This is a genomic window from Enterobacter cloacae complex sp. SHL021 (assembly GCF_049237765.1).
Taxonomy (GTDB): domain Bacteria; phylum Pseudomonadota; class Gammaproteobacteria; order Enterobacterales; family Enterobacteriaceae; genus Enterobacter; species Enterobacter cloacae.
This window is the reverse complement of the sequence record NZ_JBMKJG010000020.1, coordinates 26,392-45,038: the sequence shown is the minus strand read 5'-3', so window position 1 is coordinate 45,038 and position 18,647 is coordinate 26,392. Positions and strand designations below refer to the sequence as shown.

Annotated in this window: 21 protein-coding genes; 17 read left to right on the top strand and 4 right to left on the bottom strand. The window is 52.7% G+C overall.

The window, feature by feature from the left end; all coding sequences use genetic code 11:
• Window positions 1-40: 40 nt before the first annotated feature.
• The 16 genes from thpR (at window position 41) to ACOTZF_RS18865 (ending at window position 14,325) form a co-directional block, all read left to right on the top strand.
• On the top strand, window positions 41-595 hold the full coding sequence (thpR, locus tag ACOTZF_RS18940) for an RNA 2',3'-cyclic phosphodiesterase (RefSeq protein ID WP_421636194.1): 555 nt from the start codon (window positions 41-43) through the stop codon (window positions 593-595).
• Window positions 585-1,289 (top strand): DNA/RNA nuclease SfsA, encoded by a 705-nt coding sequence (gene sfsA, locus ACOTZF_RS18935; RefSeq protein ID WP_013095633.1) that lies wholly within the window; start codon window positions 585-587, stop codon window positions 1,287-1,289. The genes thpR and sfsA overlap by 11 nt, the downstream gene beginning before the upstream one ends.
• Window positions 1,290-1,465: 176 nt before the next feature.
• On the top strand, window positions 1,466-1,921 hold the full coding sequence (gene dksA / locus ACOTZF_RS18930) for an RNA polymerase-binding protein DksA (protein WP_013095632.1): 456 nt from the start codon (window positions 1,466-1,468) through the stop codon (window positions 1,919-1,921).
• Between the two features lie 59 nt (window positions 1,922-1,980).
• Window positions 1,981-2,871: a tRNA glutamyl-Q(34) synthetase GluQRS gene (gluQRS, locus tag ACOTZF_RS18925; RefSeq protein ID WP_047023386.1), complete on the top strand. Its 891-nt coding sequence runs from the start codon at window positions 1,981-1,983 to the stop codon at window positions 2,869-2,871.
• A 42-nt stretch (window positions 2,872-2,913) separates the two neighbouring features.
• Window positions 2,914-4,311, top strand: a complete 1,398-nt coding sequence (gene pcnB, locus ACOTZF_RS18920) for a polynucleotide adenylyltransferase PcnB (protein WP_206738696.1) — start codon at window positions 2,914-2,916, stop codon at window positions 4,309-4,311.
• Complete coding sequence (gene folK, locus ACOTZF_RS18915) at window positions 4,308-4,787, top strand: 2-amino-4-hydroxy-6-hydroxymethyldihydropteridine diphosphokinase (protein WP_013095629.1); 480 nt, start codon at window positions 4,308-4,310, stop codon at window positions 4,785-4,787. Before pcnB ends, folK begins: the two co-directional genes overlap by 4 nt.
• A 122-nt stretch (window positions 4,788-4,909) precedes the next feature.
• Window positions 4,910-5,701, top strand: a complete 792-nt coding sequence (panB, locus tag ACOTZF_RS18910) for a 3-methyl-2-oxobutanoate hydroxymethyltransferase (protein WP_038418704.1) — start codon at window positions 4,910-4,912, stop codon at window positions 5,699-5,701.
• A gap of 11 nt (window positions 5,702-5,712) precedes the next feature.
• Window positions 5,713-6,564: a pantoate--beta-alanine ligase gene (panC, locus tag ACOTZF_RS18905; RefSeq protein WP_013095627.1), complete on the top strand. Its 852-nt coding sequence runs from the start codon at window positions 5,713-5,715 to the stop codon at window positions 6,562-6,564.
• Between the two features lie 56 nt (window positions 6,565-6,620).
• Window positions 6,621-7,001 (top strand): aspartate 1-decarboxylase, encoded by a 381-nt coding sequence (gene panD / locus ACOTZF_RS18900; RefSeq protein WP_003856284.1) that lies wholly within the window; start codon window positions 6,621-6,623, stop codon window positions 6,999-7,001.
• Window positions 7,002-7,396: 395 nt separating this feature from the next.
• Window positions 7,397-7,984, top strand: coding sequence for a fimbrial protein (locus ACOTZF_RS18895; protein WP_058679366.1), 588 nt, complete (start codon window positions 7,397-7,399; stop codon window positions 7,982-7,984).
• Window positions 7,985-8,046: 62 nt separating this feature from the next.
• Complete coding sequence (locus ACOTZF_RS18890) at window positions 8,047-8,784, top strand: fimbrial chaperone (RefSeq protein ID WP_040022745.1); 738 nt, start codon at window positions 8,047-8,049, stop codon at window positions 8,782-8,784.
• Between the two features lie 65 nt (window positions 8,785-8,849).
• Complete coding sequence (locus ACOTZF_RS18885) at window positions 8,850-11,429, top strand: outer membrane usher protein (protein ID WP_129251997.1); 2,580 nt, start codon at window positions 8,850-8,852, stop codon at window positions 11,427-11,429.
• 13 nt (window positions 11,430-11,442) lie between these two features.
• Window positions 11,443-12,021 (top strand): fimbrial protein, encoded by a 579-nt coding sequence (locus ACOTZF_RS18880; RefSeq protein WP_129251999.1) that lies wholly within the window; start codon window positions 11,443-11,445, stop codon window positions 12,019-12,021.
• A 24-nt stretch (window positions 12,022-12,045) separates the two neighbouring features.
• Window positions 12,046-12,588 carry a fimbrial protein gene (locus ACOTZF_RS18875; protein ID WP_058650414.1) on the top strand — a complete coding sequence of 181 codons (543 nt, stop codon included), beginning with the start codon at window positions 12,046-12,048 and terminating at the stop codon, window positions 12,586-12,588.
• Window positions 12,588-13,223 (top strand): fimbrial-like protein, encoded by a 636-nt coding sequence (locus tag ACOTZF_RS18870; RefSeq protein ID WP_318758621.1) that lies wholly within the window; start codon window positions 12,588-12,590, stop codon window positions 13,221-13,223. The genes ACOTZF_RS18875 and ACOTZF_RS18870 overlap by 1 nt, the downstream gene beginning before the upstream one ends.
• A gap of 25 nt (window positions 13,224-13,248) precedes the next feature.
• A complete protein-coding gene (locus ACOTZF_RS18865; RefSeq protein WP_129317699.1) occupies window positions 13,249-14,325 on the top strand; it encodes a fimbrial protein StkG in 1,077 nt (358 codons plus the stop codon).
• A gap of 1 nt (window position 14,326) precedes the next feature.
• Here ACOTZF_RS18865 and ACOTZF_RS18860 read toward each other — a convergent pair whose 3' ends face one another.
• The 4 genes from ACOTZF_RS18860 to ACOTZF_RS18845 all read right to left on the bottom strand — a co-directional run bounded on the left by ACOTZF_RS18860 (window position 14,327) and on the right by ACOTZF_RS18845 (window position 17,876).
• On the bottom strand, window positions 14,327-15,574 hold the full coding sequence (locus ACOTZF_RS18860; protein ID WP_029883642.1) for a polysaccharide deacetylase family protein: 1,248 nt from the start codon (window positions 15,572-15,574) through the stop codon (window positions 14,327-14,329).
• A 63-nt stretch (window positions 15,575-15,637) separates the two neighbouring features.
• Entirely contained in the window at window positions 15,638-16,078 is a 441-nt protein-coding gene (locus tag ACOTZF_RS18855) for a PTS sugar transporter subunit IIA (protein WP_129252003.1), read from the bottom strand.
• A gap of 104 nt (window positions 16,079-16,182) precedes the next feature.
• Window positions 16,183-16,953 (bottom strand): ABC transporter permease, encoded by a 771-nt coding sequence (locus ACOTZF_RS18850; protein ID WP_013095617.1) that lies wholly within the window; start codon window positions 16,951-16,953, stop codon window positions 16,183-16,185.
• Window positions 16,950-17,876, bottom strand: coding sequence for an ABC transporter ATP-binding protein (locus ACOTZF_RS18845; RefSeq protein ID WP_129252005.1), 927 nt, complete (start codon window positions 17,874-17,876; stop codon window positions 16,950-16,952). Before ACOTZF_RS18845 ends, ACOTZF_RS18850 begins: the two co-directional genes overlap by 4 nt.
• Before the next feature lie 107 nt (window positions 17,877-17,983).
• Between ACOTZF_RS18845 and can the strand changes: the two genes are divergently transcribed.
• A complete protein-coding gene (gene can, locus ACOTZF_RS18840) occupies window positions 17,984-18,646 on the top strand; it encodes a carbonate dehydratase (protein WP_013095615.1) in 663 nt (220 codons plus the stop codon).
• Window position 18,647: the final 1 nt, after the last annotated feature.

The window sequence follows — 18,647 nt, the reverse complement described above, 5'->3', positions numbered from 1 at the left end:
ACATTGTAGCATCGGCGCATATCATTACCGAGTCCCCTGTATGTCTGAGTCGAAACGACTGTTTTTCGCCATTGAGCTGCCCACGCCGATCCAACGGCAAATTGTTCGCTGGCGCGCCGAACACTTCCCGCCCGAAGCGGGCCGCCCGGTTGCTGCGGCAAACCTCCACCTGACGCTGGCTTTTCTGGGCGACGTCAGCGGCGAGAAACAGCGCGCCCTGGCGGCGATGGCCGGTCGGATTTCCCAGCCGGGATTTACGCTGACCCTTGACGATGCGGGGCAGTGGCTCCGCTCCCGCGTCGTCTGGCTGGGCACGCGCCAGCCGCCGCGCGGATTATTACAGCTTGCGAATATGCTGCGCGCCCAGGCGGCACGCAGCGGGTGTTACCAGAGCCCGCAGCCGTTTAATCCTCACATTACGCTACTGCGCGATGCCGGTCAGGCCGTTGCTATCCCGCCACCGGGATTTCACTGGGCCTTTCCGGTGACCTCTTTCGCGCTGTACGAATCTGTTTTTTCACAAGGACGCACCCGCTATACGCCGCTCCAGCGCTGGACGCTGGGCGATACCCTAAGGAATTCTGATGAAGTTTAGTCCTGCACTGCAACACGCCACGCTTATTCAACGCTACAAGCGTTTTCTCGCTGATGTCGTCACCCCAGAGGGAGAGCCGTTAACGCTGCACTGCCCCAACACCGGGGCAATGACGGGATGTGCGACACCGGGTGACACGGTCTGGTATTCCACTTCAGAAAATACTAAACGCAAATATCCTCACACCTGGGAAATGACGCAAACCCAACAAGGGGCTTTTATTTGCGTTAACACCCTGCGCGCGAATCAATTAGTTAAGGAGGCTCTGACGAACGGAACCCTTCCCGAACTGGTGGGCTATGGCACCCATAAATCTGAAGTGAAATATGGCGATGAAGGCAGCAGAATTGACTTTATGTTACAGGCGGAAGACCGTCCCGAGTGCTATATTGAAGTCAAATCAGTCACGTTAGCGGATCAGGAAAATGGCTATTTCCCGGATGCAGTCACGCTACGGGGACAAAAGCATCTGCGGGAGCTGATGAGTGTTGCGGCGGCGGGCAAACGCGCCGTACTGCTGTTTGCGGTTTTGCACTCAGCCATTGAACGGTTTTCTCCAGCCCGCCATATTGATCTCAAATACGCGCAATTGTTGAATGAGGCACAAAAGCAGGGGGTAGAGGTTTTGGCTTATAAAGCGGAACTTTCTGCCGATAATATGACTCTGAGATCCTCTCTTCCCATTGTCTTATAAGGGAATAGACGATTGATGAATAAGTGTTCTGGCCGCGTGCGCAAATACGCTTTTCCTCACAGGCTTGTCAAGTGTTACGTTTAGATAATTGCCATACGGAAAAGCATCTGCTATTTATAGCGACCTGATTTTTCCCCCAACACGGGGATCGATAGTGCGTGTTAAGGAGAAGCAACATGCAAGAAGGGCAAAACCGTAAAACATCGTCCCTGAGTATTCTCGCCATCGCTGGGGTGGAGCCGTATCAAGAGAAACCGGGCGAAGAGTATATGAATGAAGCCCAGCTGTCGCACTTCAAGCGTATTCTTGAAGCATGGCGTAATCAACTCAGGGATGAAGTCGATCGCACCGTTAGTCATATGCAGGATGAAGCGGCTAACTTCCCGGATCCGGTAGACCGTGCCGCTCAGGAAGAAGAGTTCAGCCTTGAACTGCGTAACCGTGATCGCGAGCGCAAACTGATCAAAAAGATCGAAAAAACGCTGAAGAAGGTCGAGGACGAAGATTTTGGCTACTGCGAATCCTGTGGTGTTGAAATTGGCATTCGTCGCCTGGAAGCGCGTCCGACCGCCGATCTGTGCATCGACTGTAAAACGCTGGCAGAAATCCGCGAAAAACAGATGGCGGGTTAATCCCGGTCCTGTTTACCCACTCCAAAGGCGGGAGTCTCTCCCGCCTTATTACTGTTGATATGTCTGAATCTCACTATATCGGGCGCTTCGCGCCATCCCCCTCCGGTGAATTACATTTCGGCTCGTTAATTGCCGCTCTCGGCAGCTACCTGCAGGCTCGCGCACGCCTGGGTAAATGGCTCGTCCGCATTGAAGATATTGATCCTCCACGTGAAGTTCCCGGTGCAGCAGACACCATTCTGCGTCAGCTGGAACATTACGGTCTTCACTGGGACGGCGAAGTTGTCTGGCAATCAACACGTCACGACGCCTACCGGGAACGTCTGGCCTGGCTCGCTGAGCAAGGGCTCTCATATAACTGCACCTGTACCCGCGCGCGCATACAGAGCGTGGGGGGCGTCTATGACGGCCACTGCCGCACGCTCAACCACGGCCCGGAAAACGCCGCCGTTCGTCTGATCCAGCGTGCTCCTGTGCTCCACTTTAACGACCTGCTCTCTGGCGACATTCATGCGGATGAACGGCTGGCGCGGGAAGATTTTATTATCCACCGCCGTGACGGGCTGTTTGCCTATAACCTGGCGGTGGTGGTGGATGACCACTTTCAGGGTGTCACTGAAATTGTGCGCGGAGCCGATCTGGTTGAACCTACGGTGCGGCAAATAGCGTTGTATCACCAGTTTGGCTGGACGGCACCGGATTACATTCATCTGCCGCTGGCCGTCAACGAGCGGGGCGATAAGCTGTCGAAGCAAAACCACGCCCCCGCCCTGCCAGATGGCGATCCGCGCCCCGTTTTGATCGACGCGTTACGATTTCTCAACCAGAATGTAACCAACGAATGGCAGGATCTTTCCATTGACGAATTGCTGAAACTGGCCGTTGCCACCTGGTCGCTCACGAGCGTGCCAAAAATCCAGCATTCTCAAATGCGTTGCGCTGAGCTATGATTAGCCGCTTTTTTCATAACAAAACACACTACGAGGTGTACCATTTTTACCCGAGTCGCTAATTTTTGCCGTAAAGTGCTAAGCCGCGAAGAGAGCATGGCGAATGACGCTATTGCGCAACCACAGATGTCGGTTATCCCGCGTGAGCAGCACAATATTTCCCGCAAAGATATCAGTGAAAATGCCCTCAAGGTGCTCTATCGTCTGAATAAAGCGGGCTACGAGGCCTATCTCGTTGGCGGTGGAGTACGTGATTTACTGCTGGGCAAAAAACCCAAAGATTTCGACGTGACGACCAGCGCCACGCCCGAACAGGTGCGTAAATTATTCCGCAATTGCCGTCTCGTTGGTCGCCGTTTCCGTCTGGCACACGTCATGTTTGGGCCGGAAATTATTGAGGTGGCGACGTTCCGTGGTCACCACGAAGCGGGCGCATCCGATCGCACAACTTCCCAGCGCGGCCAGAACGGTATGCTACTGCGCGACAACATCTTCGGTTCGATCGAAGAAGATGCCCAGCGTCGCGATTTCACCATCAACAGCCTTTACTACAGCGTGGCGGATTTCACCGTGCGTGATTACGTCGGCGGCATGCAGGATCTGAAAGAGGGCCTGATTCACCTGATCGGCACGCCGGAAACCCGGTATCGCGAAGATCCGGTGCGGATGCTGCGCGCCGTGCGTTTCGCCGCCAAGCTGGATATGCGCATCAGCCCGGAGACGGCAGAGCCGATCCCGCGTCTGGCGACGCTTATCAATGACGTACCGCCAGCCCGCCTGTTCGAAGAAGCGCTCAAACTGCTGCAAGCCGGTCACGGATTTGCCACCTATAACTTGCTGCGCGAATACAACCTTTTCCAGCCGTTATTCCCGTCCATTACCCGCTACTTCACCGAAAATGGTGACAGCCCAATGGAACGCATGATTGCGCAGGTCCTGAAGAATACCGACACCCGTATCCGCAACGATATGCGTGTGAACCCGGCGTTCCTGTTTGCGGCGATGTTCTGGTATCCGCTGCTGGAAACGGCTCAGCGTATTACCCAGGAAAGCGGCCTCGCCTATTATGACGCTTTCGCTCTGGCGGCAAACGACGTACTGGACGAAGGCTGCCGTACGCTGGCCATTCCGAAACGTATTACCACGCTGGTGCGTGATATCTGGCAGCTTCAGCTGCGTATGTCCCGTCGTCAGGGCAAACGCGCCTGGAAGCTGATGGAGCATCCTAAGTTCCGCGCGGCCTTTGATCTGCTCTCTCTGCGTGCTGAAATTGAACGCAACCAGGAGCTGCAGCGTCTGGCGCAGTGGTGGGCCGAGTTCCAGGTCTCCGCACCGCCGGAGCAGAAAGACATGCTCACTGGCCTTGATGAAGAGCCGGCGCCGCGTCGTCGTCACCGTCGTCCGCGCAAGCGCGCACCGCGTCGCGAAGGCACGGCATGACCCTCGCGTATATCGCTATCGGCAGCAATCTGGCCTCTCCTCTGGAGCAGGTTAATGCTGCCGTTCAGGCGCTGGGTGAGATCCCCCAGAGCCGCATTGTGGCAGTCTCCTCGTTTTACCGTACACCGCCGCTCGGCCCGCAGGATCAGCCTGATTATCTGAATGCCGCCGTGGTGCTGGACACCGCGCTGGATGCCGAAACGTTGCTTGATAACACCCAGCGCATTGAACTGCAACAGGGTCGCGTGCGTAAAGCAGAGCGCTGGGGGCCACGTACCCTTGACCTCGACATCATGCTGTTTGGCAACGAGGTGATTAACACTTCACGCCTGACGGTGCCGCATTACGACATGAAAAATCGCGGATTTATGCTCTGGCCGCTGTTTGAAGTCGCCCCCGATCTCACCTTCCCGGACGGCATCCCGCTCAGGGAGATCCTGGACAACCTCCACGCAGAAAAACCCGCTCGCTGGTAAGCCTGTGCCCCCGCGCATTAGCCACAAAATAATTGTGGCTAATAGACGACCTAAAATCATTGTTCCCTCGAATGTTACTGTTAGAATGCGCAAAGATTCGCTTTGGGTTATCAGGAAACAGTATGAAACCAACCACCATCTCCTTACTGCAGAAATGCAAACAGGAAAAGAGACGCTTCGCCACCATCACCGCATATGACTACAGCTTCGCCAAACTGTTTGCCGAAGAGGGGATCAACGTCATGCTGGTCGGGGACTCGTTAGGGATGACGGTACAAGGACATGACTCTACCCTGCCGGTCACGGTCGAGGATATTGCTTACCACACCCGCGCCGTGCGCCGTGGTGCACCTGCCTGTCTTCTGCTTTCCGATCTGCCGTTTATGGCCTACGCCACGCCAGAGCAGGCTTTCGACAATGCGGCGGCCGTGATGCGCGCCGGCGCCAATATGGTCAAAATCGAAGGCGGTGCCTGGCTGGTGGAGACGGTAAGAATGCTCACCGAACGCGCCGTGCCGGTGTGCGGACATCTGGGCCTTACGCCACAGTCCGTCAATATCTTTGGCGGTTACAAGGTGCAGGGCCGCGGTGATGCCGCGCAGACGCTGTTTGATGATGCCCTCGCGCTGGAAGCGGCGGGCGCACAGCTGCTGGTGCTGGAATGTGTACCGGTTGAGCTGGCAAAACGCATCACCGACGCGCTGTCTATTCCGGTCATCGGGATTGGGGCTGGCAACGTGACCGACGGTCAGATTCTGGTGATGCACGACGCCTTTGGCATCACCGGCGGCCATATCCCGAAATTCGCCAAAAATTTCCTTACTGAAGCGGGCGACATGCGCGCCGCGGTCAGGCAGTATATTGCCGACGTCGAATCCGGTGTTTACCCGGGTGAAGAACACAGTTTCCATTAAGGAGTCTCGTTGTGCTAATCATTGAAACCCTGCCGCTGCTTCGCCAGCATATTCGCCGTGCACGACAGGAAGGTAAACGTATCGCACTGGTCCCAACCATGGGTAACCTGCATGACGGCCATATGAAACTGGTCGACGAAGCGAAAGCCCGTGCAGATATCGTGGTGGTCAGTATCTTCGTTAATCCGATGCAGTTTGACCGCGCGGACGACCTGGCGCGCTATCCTCGTACGCTGCAGGAAGATTGCGAGAAGCTGAAAAAGCGCCATGCGGACTTCGTCTTTGCGCCGGCACCTGCAGATGTCTACCCTCAGGGTACGGAAGAGTCCACGTACGTTGATGTCCCGGGCATTTCGACCATGCTCGAAGGGGCCAGCCGTCCAGGCCACTTCCGCGGCGTGTCCACCATCGTCAGCAAGCTGTTCAACCTGGTGCAGCCGGACGTAGCCTGCTTTGGTGAGAAAGATTTCCAGCAGCTGGCTCTGATCCGTAAGATGGTTGCCGACATGGGTTATGATATCGAGATCGTGGGCGTGCCGATTGTACGTGCCAAAGACGGTCTGGCGCTCAGCTCCCGTAACGGCTATCTGACCGCTGACCAGCGTAAGATTGCCCCAGGATTAAGCAAAGTCATGAATACCATGGCAGAGCAACTGTCGGCGAAAGAATTGACCGCTGAAGAGATCGTGGCCCTGGCTGAACAAGCGCTGAACGATAAAGGCTTCCGCGCTGACGATATTCAAATCCGTGATGCTGACACGTTGCTTGAGTTAACCGACGCCAGCAAGCGCGCGGTTATTCTGGTGGCTGCATGGCTCGGCCAGGCGCGCCTTATCGACAACAAAGTGGTTGAACTGGCATAACCTTCTTACCCTCCCCTCTTACAGGAGGGGTTAACGCATGATTAAAGGTACACGTAATGATTCGCAAAATGCTGCAAGGTAAGCTTCACCGTGTGAAAGTCACGCAGGCCGACCTGCACTATGAAGGCTCCTGCGCGATCGATCAGGATTTTCTCGACGCGGCGGGTATTCTTGAAAACGAAGCGATTGACATCTGGAACGTGAACAACGGCAAACGCTTTTCCACCTACGCGATTGCCGCAGAGCGCGGGTCTAAGATCATCTCCGTTAACGGTGCCGCCGCGCACTGTGCAGACGTAGGGGATATTGTGATCATCGCGAGCTTCGTCATGATGTCCGACGAAGAGGCGCGCCGCTGGCAGCCTAAAGTCGCCTATTTTGAAGGCGACAACGAGATGAAACGCACCGCGAAGGCAATTCCGGTGCAGGTTGCCTGATGCCGCCAGGAGCGGAGCCTTCAGGTTCCGCTCCTCAAAGGAAAAGAAAACATCTTTTTTTTGTATACATAGCCTCTCCTCTATTTATTTCCCCTATTTTCTCCTCTCTTAGCGTTTCTCTTGGTTTAAAAAAAACATTATTCTGAATGATATAATTAAAGGAATGATCTTTGCCATTTATAATCTAAACAATCCAATATAATTTGGCTACAATAAAAATCGTCTCTCTCCGTTCATTCAAAACAAATTTAAAGATCATTTTCAATAACTTATCAAACATTCAATTTTTCTAATAATGGCTTTTAGCAATTTTAAATACCCAACCCATTCATAGATCCCTATCATCATTTTGCTTAAATTAAATCTGCACAATGTTTTTAAATGGAATTTAAATTATGTTAAAAAAAACGTTATTAGCTTCAGCTGTAACTTTGTTTGCAATGGGTTCTTTTTCAGCAATAGCAGACACCGATATCGGTTTAATCACCTTTGACGGTGCGGTAACAGACACAACGTGTAATATTTCCACCGCCAATGGTGAATCACAAAATAATATTACTATTACCTTACCGGTTGTTAAAAAATCTGATGTTGAATCAACCACCGTCGATACCGGTGTCGGCTCTAAGAATTTTGAACTGCTGCTCACCAACTGCCCTGGAACATTAAAGACTGCTTCAGCAAGCTTTATGTCAAAAAATATGGGTGCCATTGCAAACGGTACCATTGAACCTGACGCCAGCGTAGCAGGCGCAGCAACCAACGTTGCACTTGCCTTGTATAATAATGCCCCTACCGAATCTTCTCGTATTATGGTCGGCCAGCCTGCTAATAATACGCAGAAAGCCAATCTCACCGCCGGTTCCGGCAAGCTGTTCTATCGCGTTGCATACGTTCCGGGTTCCAACTGGGTGAAAGACACGAACCCAGTGCAGTCAGGTAAAGTCAGCGCCAACGCGTACTTCACCATGAGCTACGAATAATTTTATCCCTCCCGTTAATGTGCCCTGCTGGGCACATTTTTGCCTATTTTTTGAGAGTAGACATGCACGTACTGAATATTAAGAGCGGACTAAAAGCCCTGCTGCTGGCCTCGATGAGCGTGTTTGCTCTTAATGCCAGTGCAGATATTGTGATTTCCGGCACCCGTGTTATTTATCCTGAATCGGCAAAAGACGTAACGGTGTCAATGGATAACCGTGGCACCCGGCCTCTGCTGGTACAGACCTGGCTCGATGATGGAAGAGATACCACTAACCCTCAGGAGCTGAAACTGCCTTTTATTGTGACGCCGCCTGTTTCGCGTGTTGAACCGCAAAAAGGGCAAACCGTCAGAATCACCTGGCTGGGTCAGGCATTGCCAAAAGATAAAGAGTCGCTGTTCTGGTTTAACGTTCTGGAAGTTCCGCCGAAGGCTAAGGAGAGCGATAACCAAAGTATGCTGCAGCTTGCTTTCCGCACCCGCATTAAACTCTTTTTCCGTCCCACTGGGTTAAAAGGGGAACCGACAGACGCGGCCAAAAATCTTAAGTGGTCCCAAACCCGACAAGGGCAAAAAATCGTTTTAAGTGCGAAAAATGATTCGCCTTATTATGTTTCGCTGGCAAGTGCGGCGCTTATTTCAGGCGGTAAAAGTTACGAGATCGAAACGCATTATATTGAACCGTTCTCAAGCCAGACGATGAATGTGAAAAATTACACCTCATCTGGAAATAGCAAAATAACCTGGCAAGCCATTAATGATTTCGGTGGAATTGATAAGTATGAGTCTATACCGCATTGATTCCCTGTCAGCTTCAGAACATTCACAAAAAGTATAATTAGCGTTGCCCTGGGACAGAGTTCATCATGCACTTTAGACGTTCGCTACTATGTTTATCGATAAGTGCGGTATTGCCGTTATGTGCATTTGCTGCTGAAAATAATAACGAAGAAGACGTGCAGTTTAACGAGCAGTTTCTTTATAACACTGGCGCATCCATTGATATCAGTCGTTTTTCAAAAGGCAACCCTGTTATTGCCGGAACCTATAAGGTGAAGATGATCGTTAACGGGAAACCTTCCGTTACCACGGATCTTCTGTTTAAGGAGAATGGCACACCGCGCGCCACTCCCTGCATCACCCCGAAACTACTCACGCAGGCAAATGTCACCACCGAGCAACTGAAACACCCTGAGGAGGATTCTGCTGACACCTGTGTCTCTATGCCAGACGCCTATCCCGGCTCGCGTGTGGCTTACGATCCCTCCACACAGGAGTTAGACCTTTCCATTCCTCAGGCTTTCGTCATTCAGCGTCCTGCGGGATTTGTCGATCCTTCACTGTGGGAAGACGGGATCCCGGTGGCCATGCTCTCATGGGATCTTAACGGCTGGCACGCAGACATGCCGGATTCCAGCACTGATACGGCCTATGCAGGTCTGCGCTATGGGGCAAACCTGGGGCCATGGCGACTCCGGGCGCGAGGCAACCTGAACTGGGATCAGGATTCCGGTACCCATTACGCCAGTCAGGATATCTATCTTCAGCGTGATATCACGCCGCTGAAAGCGCAGTTTATCGCCGGCGATTCCTATACCCGTGGCGACGCCTTCGATTCCATTAGCCTGCGCGGGGCGCGTTTGTATAACGATGACCGTATGCTTCCAAATGGTATATCGACCTATGCGCCGGTGATCCGAGGGGTTGCAAACAGCAACGCCAAAGTCACGATCGCCCAAAGCGGCAATACGATTTACGAAACCTCCGTCCCCCCAGGACCGTTTGAAATCACCGACCTCAGTACAACAGGTTACGGTAGCGATCTCATCGTCACGGTAGAAGAGACGGATGGGAGCAAACGTTCCTTCTCAGTCGCCTATTCTTCCGTCGCACAAATGCTTCGTCCTGGCTATTCCCGATGGGATGTCGGCGTGGGTGAACTGCGTGACGACAGCCTGCGTGACAAACCAAAGGTGGGATATGCGACGGGCTACTATGGCTTAACCAATACCTTCACGGGGTATGCGGGACTGGAATATACCGATAGCGATTTCTACGCCGCATTGTTGGGTATTGCCATGAATACCGGAGTCGGCGCATTCGCTCTTGATGTCACGCATTCGGATGCCCGGATAGACGGCTTACGACATCTCACGGGCGAAAGTTATCGCGTCTCCTACAGCAAACTTATGGAAGCCACGAATACCTCTTTCAACGTCGCCGCCTACCGGTTTTCAACGTCTGACTATCTCAGCCTGAACGATGCGGCCTCGTTGACCAATGAGATCAAATACCGTGACAGGGAGCGTAACCCGGAACGTAACAATAGCGACGTGTATCAGACCTTCCAGCGCATGAAAAACCAGATCCAGGTGAATATCAGCCAACCGCTGAATATTGCCGATCTTGATTTGGGATCGCTGTATGTCAACTCAACCTGGCAGGACTACTGGAATGAAAGCAGTTCGTCGGCGCAATACTCGGTTGGCCACAGTCATTCGTTAAGCTGGGGAAGTTATAGCCTCACCGTGCAGCGCACCTACAATGAGTTTGGGGAAAAAGATGACAGCGTCTATCTGAACCTCACGATTCCATTCGACACGCTGATGGGTAACAGCAAGCGAGCGGGTGGATTCTCCTCACTCACGACGGGCATCGGCAGCGATTTAAAAGGCGGCAGTAGCTTTAACGCCAGCGCTAACGGCAACACCGAAGATAACCGCTTCAGTTACAGCATTACCGAAAGCACCACGCGTTACGACGATACGTTAAATCAGTTAAGCGGGTACGGCAGTTATAACGGCCCGCATGGACCGCTAAGCCTTTCCGTCTCCGCCTCAGATGACGGTACACGACAATATTCTGCCAGCTATAGCGGCGGGATTGTTCTGCACTCCGGTGGCGTAACACTTGCTCCTGGCAGCATCAGCGAAAGCGATACGCTTGCCTTAATTAAAGCTGAGGGGGCAGAAGGCGCCCGCGTCTCTATCGGTAACGGTGAAATCGGCGCCTCAGGCTATGCCCTTATGCCCTATCTGTCCGCCTACCGTGAAAATAGCGTAGGTCTTGATATCAGCGAAATGCACTCTGACGTGGAAGTGAAAAATACCCGCTCCACCACCGTTCCCCGTAGCGGTGCCGTTGTGCTGGTTAACTTTGAAACCGATCAGGGGCGCTCAGTGTTAATGGAACTGATGCGTGACGATGGCGGGTTTATCCCGTTAGGCGCCGATGTGCAAACCGACCAGGGCGTATCCGTGGGTAGCGTGGGTCAGGCCGGGCAAGCCTGGATCCGCGGAATTGAAGATAAAGGGACGTTAAACATCGTCTGGGGAAATGAGCCCGGCACATCTTGTACCGTCTCCTACCACATCCCACCGGATGCGAAAAAGATTGGACCGACAACGCTGCTGACGGGCCAGACCTGCCGCGTCACAGCCTTATAAAGGGAGTTAAAACATGCTTTTTAGAGCCTGGAAAAAAACAGGGTTAGTTATTTTAAGCACGGGGCTAATGGCGCTGTCGCTGGAAACACACGCCGATAATCTCGATATTACCTTTACCGCAAATATCCGTGACACCACCTGCGATATGAAAATCGAAGGCGGCAGCGGTGATGGCACCAGCAATGTGATCCCAATAGGGACTAACGGCAAGGTGCGCCTGGATTACATCATCCTGAAAAATGCCAAAGCCACGACCAACTTTAAACTCAAAATGGTCTCATGCCCGCCGAGTTTGGCATCGCTGAAAACCACCATCAGCGGTAGCGCCAGCACGCTGACGACGGCAATTAAGAACTCCCTTTCCGGCGACGGCAGTGCGGAAAATATTGGCGTGGCGATTTCCCGTACCGCCACCCCGAATACCCCCTTCGTCATTAATTCATCCACCGATACACAGCGCCTCGTCTGGTCGAGCGGAGAGATAAGTGCTGGCGAGGTACCACTTCTGGCAACGCTGGTGGAAACCGCAAACGGCCAGGGCACGACCGGCAATTTTAGCGGTATCGCTACGTTTAATTTCACCTATGAATAACTGGCAGCAATGAGGAGCGTTGATATGAAAATGAAAATGACATTACTGGTGCTTGCAATGACTGCCACCCTGCCTTCCGTTGCGTTAAGTGCGATTACGGGGACGACGAGCGTGCAGGCAACGTTTACATCCACCATTGAGGCCGGGACCTGTAACGCGGAGATTCAAAACGCCAGCGGAGCCCCCATTGACATTTTGCCGTTTGGCGATGTGTTTAAGTCTGACCTGGTGAGCCAGAGCCGACGAGAAACCTTCAAAATCGCCTTCACGAACTGTGCCGGGGTAAAAAACGCCGCCATTCAGGCCATGCCGGGTGCAGGCGGGTCGTGTACCGGTAATGCATATGCAGCCGGGCATAACGTCGGTTTTGAAATCTGGAAAGGCTCTGTCGACTCAGGCTCCATATTGAACTGCGCCACTGTCCCGACGTCTGTCATCAACCTGTCTAACGGGACGGGGAATTTTGAAATGGATGCGCGCATCGTCATTGCAAATGGTAAAACGATTTCGGACGTGACGACAGGTTCGGTCAATGCGCCCGTGACGTTTACCGTGACCTATCAATAATGTTTATTCAGACAGGTAGCTTAAACAGGATGTTCCAGTCCCGCTTAATCTTAAGAAATGCGATGTCATGGCTGGCCCTCTGCATGGGGTTTCCCGCTGCGGGTTTTGCCTCCAGCCTGGAAATGGATATGACGGCAAATATTATCAACAATACGTGCCAGGTCAGTATTCCAGAAAGTGGAAACGTAACGCTGCCAACGGTGGGAAAAACGTGGTTTTATACCGCGGAGGGCACCGATCGACTTCAACCAGCAGACCCCGCGGGAGGAACACGCTTTATGATTCAGGTTGTGGACTGCAGCGGGGATGAATCGGGATCCGGACAAGCGCTGCACTTTACCTTTAAACCGCAGTCTGCCCAAATTGATGGGATTTCAAAACAGATATTCAGTAATGAAACATCCGCCCTTGCTGGCGGCGCTGAAAACGTGGGGATTGTAATTTTTTCTGAATCCAATAATCAAAACGTCCTCGACAGCGAGGGGCAGTCTGATGTGGAGGTCAAAATAGCGACCCCATCAGACCAACAAAGCTATTTGAAAGCGTATAACTTTTACGCCCGCTACCAAAATTACGGCCCGGTCAGCGCAGGAAAAGTGACCGCGCGCGCATTAGTCAGCGTGACATATCGCTAACAGGCAACGCTAAAAAGGAACAATTATGGCACAGCGTCCTGGGATAACCGTGTCCCCACGTTTTAACGGTTTTATCATTTTATTTATGTTTTTAACCATGAACGCTTTTTACGCCCATGCAGATATTGAGTGTAAATTTCGATTTGGCGACACGCAGTCCATCGGCGACTTTAATGGCGCAAAGCCGACCCTGCAAATCGTGGATAATGTCGCTGTTCCTACAAAAATCAGCTCGCTATATCGCCTGAATCTGAGCCCCGGATTAAGTAGTAAATGCACGTTAGGAAAACATGGCGAAAACATTTTCACCCTGGCAGACGCCAGTCTGTTAGTCGGCAGTATTGATGGTAAAGCTTTATTCAAAACCAATGTAACCGGAATAGCCTATGCTCTGGCTTTTGGCACAGTAGACAATACTGCCACGGCCTATTTCGCTCCCAGTACGAGCTGGTTTCTTGCATTACACATGAATGACCAGGATGAGCTGCTGGATAATCGCGCCTGGCGGGCCATGGTCGAATTTTACCAACTTCCCACGTTTGCCGGTATTCCTGCTAACGTAGTATCTATTGGCCCGGTTGGTGGAACAATTGGAAAAATTACCATTGGAGACCCGGTGGGATCCGATCCAGACGATCATCCCAAACCGACCATTACCATAGCCAATATGGCCTTCATTACACCAATAGAAAAACCCACCTGCACGCTCACGGCTCCCAAAACCGTAGACCTGGGGGATTATGGTGTATCCGATATCGAGAACGATAAAACCATAAACGCCGATTTTGGGGTGACAGGGAATTGCACCAACACCCGTAAAGTCACCGTGAAGTTGACCACCAGTAAAACAACCGGGACTGATGGCTCATTACTCGCCAACATCGCATCGTCGAACGCGGCACAAGGCGTGGGCGTGTTACTGAAGTGGCCGAACAACAGGCAGATAGTGCCTAATTCAACTAGCAGCTATACCGCACAAGATAATACTACCCTCACGATATTCAGTTGGTTACTTACGGCCCGGTTAGTTAAGTCTGATACAGAAAAAGTCACTTCAGGCACGTTCAGCGCCATCGGCACCCTGCAGTTTACCTACGAATAGCTTACCCCTGCGGCTGGTTGCTGATCAGCCGCGACATGGTCTCCAGCGAATCCGTTCTTAAGATGTACAGGCGTTTCAGTAAGAACGGATTATCCCCCGGCTTGACCTTCCCTTTTACCGTTGTCACTGCGAGGTGAAAACCGGCGTCATTCGCGGCTTTTATGGCTTTATTGTCATAGCCACCAAACGGATAAGAGAGATACAGCACGCGCGGGTTAAACTGCGCCAGCGCCCGGCGCGAGCGTTCGAAATCAAACAAAATCACGTGGTAGCTGCGGCTCAGTAGAATCGGATGCTTGTTACCATCCACGCGGTGCAGGAAGTGCGTGTGGGACTGAATGTCAAACACGTCCTGGATGCCCTTCAACTCCTGAACGCTCATAAATTGAAGTGATTTCGGATCCCACTTCTGCGGATGTCGCTTAATGCGGGATGAGATGATAAACGCCGTGGCGTTAAACCCGTACTCTTTCAGAATCGGGTAAGCATAGCGGCTTACGGACTTTAGCCCGTCATCAAACGTAATCACCACCGATTTGGCCGGCAGGTTCAGTTTGTTACGCACATACCCTTCCAGCTGGTACATCGTCAGGGTGGTATACCCCTGGTCACGCAGCCAGGCCATCTGGTTATTGAACGCGCGCACGCTGGTGGTGGTAGAGGTATGCCGGAAACGCGTGTTCTCTTCATCACGCAGAATATGATGGTAGGTCAGCACCGGGAGGCCATTATCTTCCTGCGCGTCCAGGCTGCTGATCCATGCCAGGCGATTGCCGATACGGATCTGGTACCACGTCTGGTTTAAGCGGTCTTTGAGTTTGCTTAAAACCGGATACCGAAGATTGGCGCTCAGCGTACCGAATGGCGCACTGCCGCTGGACGGCGCGTTGTAGACCGGTGTGTCTTTCCAGGTGATCAGGTTTTGATTACTGAGCGGCTTATTAAGATCGCCAAGGCTGTCCTCAACGCGCTGCTTTCCCTGCACCTGCTCCAGATGGCCTTTATCGATAAATCCAGTCCCGAAGCCGAAGCGAAACTCGTAATAATCCGCAGCGGTAGGCACAACGGCAAGGATCTGTCCGGCTCTGACATGGCCGACGTTAACGACCTCGTTTCCCACCTGCGCCCAGATAGCCGCATCTTCAGTGGTTTGCATGTACTGGGCAGGAAGACCTTGCTGACTTAATAAACTGGCTGATGCCCCGCCAGAGAGAACCAGCAGGCACAGGAACAAAATACGCGTGAACATGTATGTGATATCGGCACGAATAAACTGGTGCCATTGTAACAAATGCACCATCAATACCAATGTTTAATTCTTATACAGGTCGTGAAGAAGAACGAAGGGGGGATTTTTCTGCTGCTGATGCCACAAGCTGCTGACGCCCGGCTCACCCTGCGCCACGATGGCATCGCGAAACTCTGCGCTGCTTAATAATTCACGCCGTGGATACATTAACTCAAGCAGGGGAAGATCAATACCGGAGATCACTTCGCAGCCGTCGTGTTTGTGGCTCAACAGAGCAGCCGCACGATACGGCGCAGCGCCAGATTTATCGGTGAGAAAGATAACGCCTTCGCCAGTGTCGGTTTCATGCAGGGCATCACACATCATCCGGCTCAGCATGTTGGTGCTCAGCCCTTGCCAGTAATTCACCGCACGACACTGCGCCAGTGGACCAAACCTGGCTTCAAGCTTTATCAACATCTCCTGCGCCTGTTCATCGTGGCAGGTAATGACCCATCCCAGCATAACTCTCTCCTTAGCAGGCGAGTAGTTTAGCGAAGTGAAGATTAGCTTACGGTGATAACAGTCAAAGAAAAGGCCCGGCAACTAGAAAGTCACCGGGCGGAAGGTTAGCTGCGCAGTCCGCGTCCGCGCTGGATTAAGTACCAGCACAGCAGGTAGAAGGCGACGATAAATACCACCAGCACCGCAACGGTAGTGAACAGCGGTACGTCAGTAATGCCGAGAAAGCCGAAGCGGAAACCACTGATCATGTAGACAATCGGGTTCAGGTGTGACAACGCCTGCCAGAACGGCGGCAGCAGCGTCAGGGAATAAAACACCCCACCCAGATAGGTCAGCGGCGTCAGCACAAAGGTCGGGATCAGGCTGATATCGTCAAACGTTTTGGCAAACACCGCGTTCAGCAGACCGGCAAGCGAAAACAGGATCGCCGTCAACAGCAGCGTCAGCCCCACGAACAGCCAGGAGTGCACCTGGAACGGCACGAAGAACAAGGAGATAGCCGTCACCAGGATCCCGACGCACAGGCCGCGCGCCACACCACCGCCAACGTAACCCGCGATGATTACATGCGTTGGTACCGGTGCCACCAGCAGCTCCTCAATGTTGCGCTGGAACTTAGCGCTAAAGAAAGACGAAGCCACGTTGGCATAGGCGTTGGTGATCACCGCCATCATGATCAAACCCGGAACGATAAACTGCATATAGGTAAAGCCATGCATCTCACCAATGCGGGAACCAATCAGATTACCGAAGATGATGAAATAGAGCGTCATGGTGATCACCGGCGGCACCAGGGTTTGTACCCAGATGCGCATAAAGCGGTTAATCTCTTTCGCCCAGATGCTTTTCAGCGCGACCCAATAAAGATGCGTCATGCCTTGTCTCCTTGTTTATCCTGCACCAGAGAGACAAACAGCTCTTCCAGTCGGTTCGCTTTGTTACGCATACTTAAAACCTGAATGCCCTGGGCACTCAGCTGGGAGAAGACGCTGTTAATGCCCTGCTCCCGCAATACTTCCACCTCCAGCGTGGAGGTGTCGACCAGGCGATACTGGTACCCTTCAAGCTTCGGCAGCGCGCTTTTTGCCGCCAGATCCAGAATGAACGTTTCTGATTTGAGCTTCGAGAGCAGATCCTTCATTGAGGTGTTTTCCACCAGCTCGCCGTTCTGAATGATGCCGATGTTGCGGCACAGCATTTCCGCTTCTTCAAGGTAGTGCGTCGTCAAAATAATGGTGGTGCCTTTGTCGTTGAGATCTTTCAGGAACCCCCACATTGAGCGACGAAGCTCAATATCTACCCCGGCGGTGGGCTCGTCGAGGATCAACAGTTTTGGCTCATGCATCAGCGCACGGGCAATCATCAGACGGCGCTTCATGCCGCCAGACAACATACGCGCACGTTCGTTACGTTTTTCCCATAGATCAAGCTGCTTCAGGTACTTTTTGCTGCGAGCTAACGCTTCTTTTCGCTCAACGCCATAGTAGCCCGCCTGGTTGACGACGATCTGCTGCACCGTCTCAAACGGGTTGAAGTTGAACTCCTGCGGTACCAGACCGAGCTGACGTTTGGCGTTGACTACATCTTTTTGCAGATCGTAGCCAAACACGCAGACCCGGCCAGAGGTCTTATTGACCAGCGAGCTGATAATGCCGATGGTCGTCGATTTCCCCGCGCCATTCGGCCCCAGAAGCGCATAGAAATCCCCCGCTTCTACTTTGAGATCTATCCCGCGTAGCGCCTGAACGCCGCCCGGATAGGTTTTTTTAAGCTGCTCAAGCTCCAGTGCAATCGCCATGAATTAAACTTACCTTAGTTTCTGACACACGTTGTGTGGTTTCATTAAAAGTCGGGTTACCCTATAGTAGCGCAACGCAATCACTTGGTTACAGGTCGCTAACCTCCATGAACAACATAGATACACTCATCAGCAACAATGCACTATGGTCAAAAATGCTGGTGGAGGAAGACCCCGGTTTTTTTGGAAAGCTCGCGCAAGCGCAGAATCCACGCTTTCTCTGGATTGGATGTTCCGACAGCCGTGTTCCGGCTGAGCGACTGACGGGCCTTGAGCCCGGCGAACTGTTTGTTCACCGTAACGTTGCCAACCTGGTGATTCATACCGATCTCAACTGCCTGTCTGTCGTTCAGTACGCCGTAGACGTCCTGGAGGTCGAGCACATCATTATTTGCGGTCACTACGGCTGCGGCGGCGTGCAGGCCGCTGTGGAAAACCCGGAACTGGGGCTCATCGATAACTGGCTGCTGCACATCCGCGATATCTGGTTCAAACATAGCTCACTGCTGGGTGAAATGCCGCAGGAGCGCCGGATGGACACGCTGTGTGAACTGAACGTGATGGAGCAGGTGTATAACCTGGGTCATTCAACGATCATGCAGTCAGCGTGGAAGCGCGGGCAGAAGGTCTCTATCCACGGCTGGGCGTACGGCATTCACGACGGCCTGCTGCGCAATCTGGAAGTGACCGCCACCAACCGCGAAACGCTGGAGCAGCGTTACCGTTCGGGCATTGCCAACCTCAAGCTTAAGCATGTGAACCATAAATAAA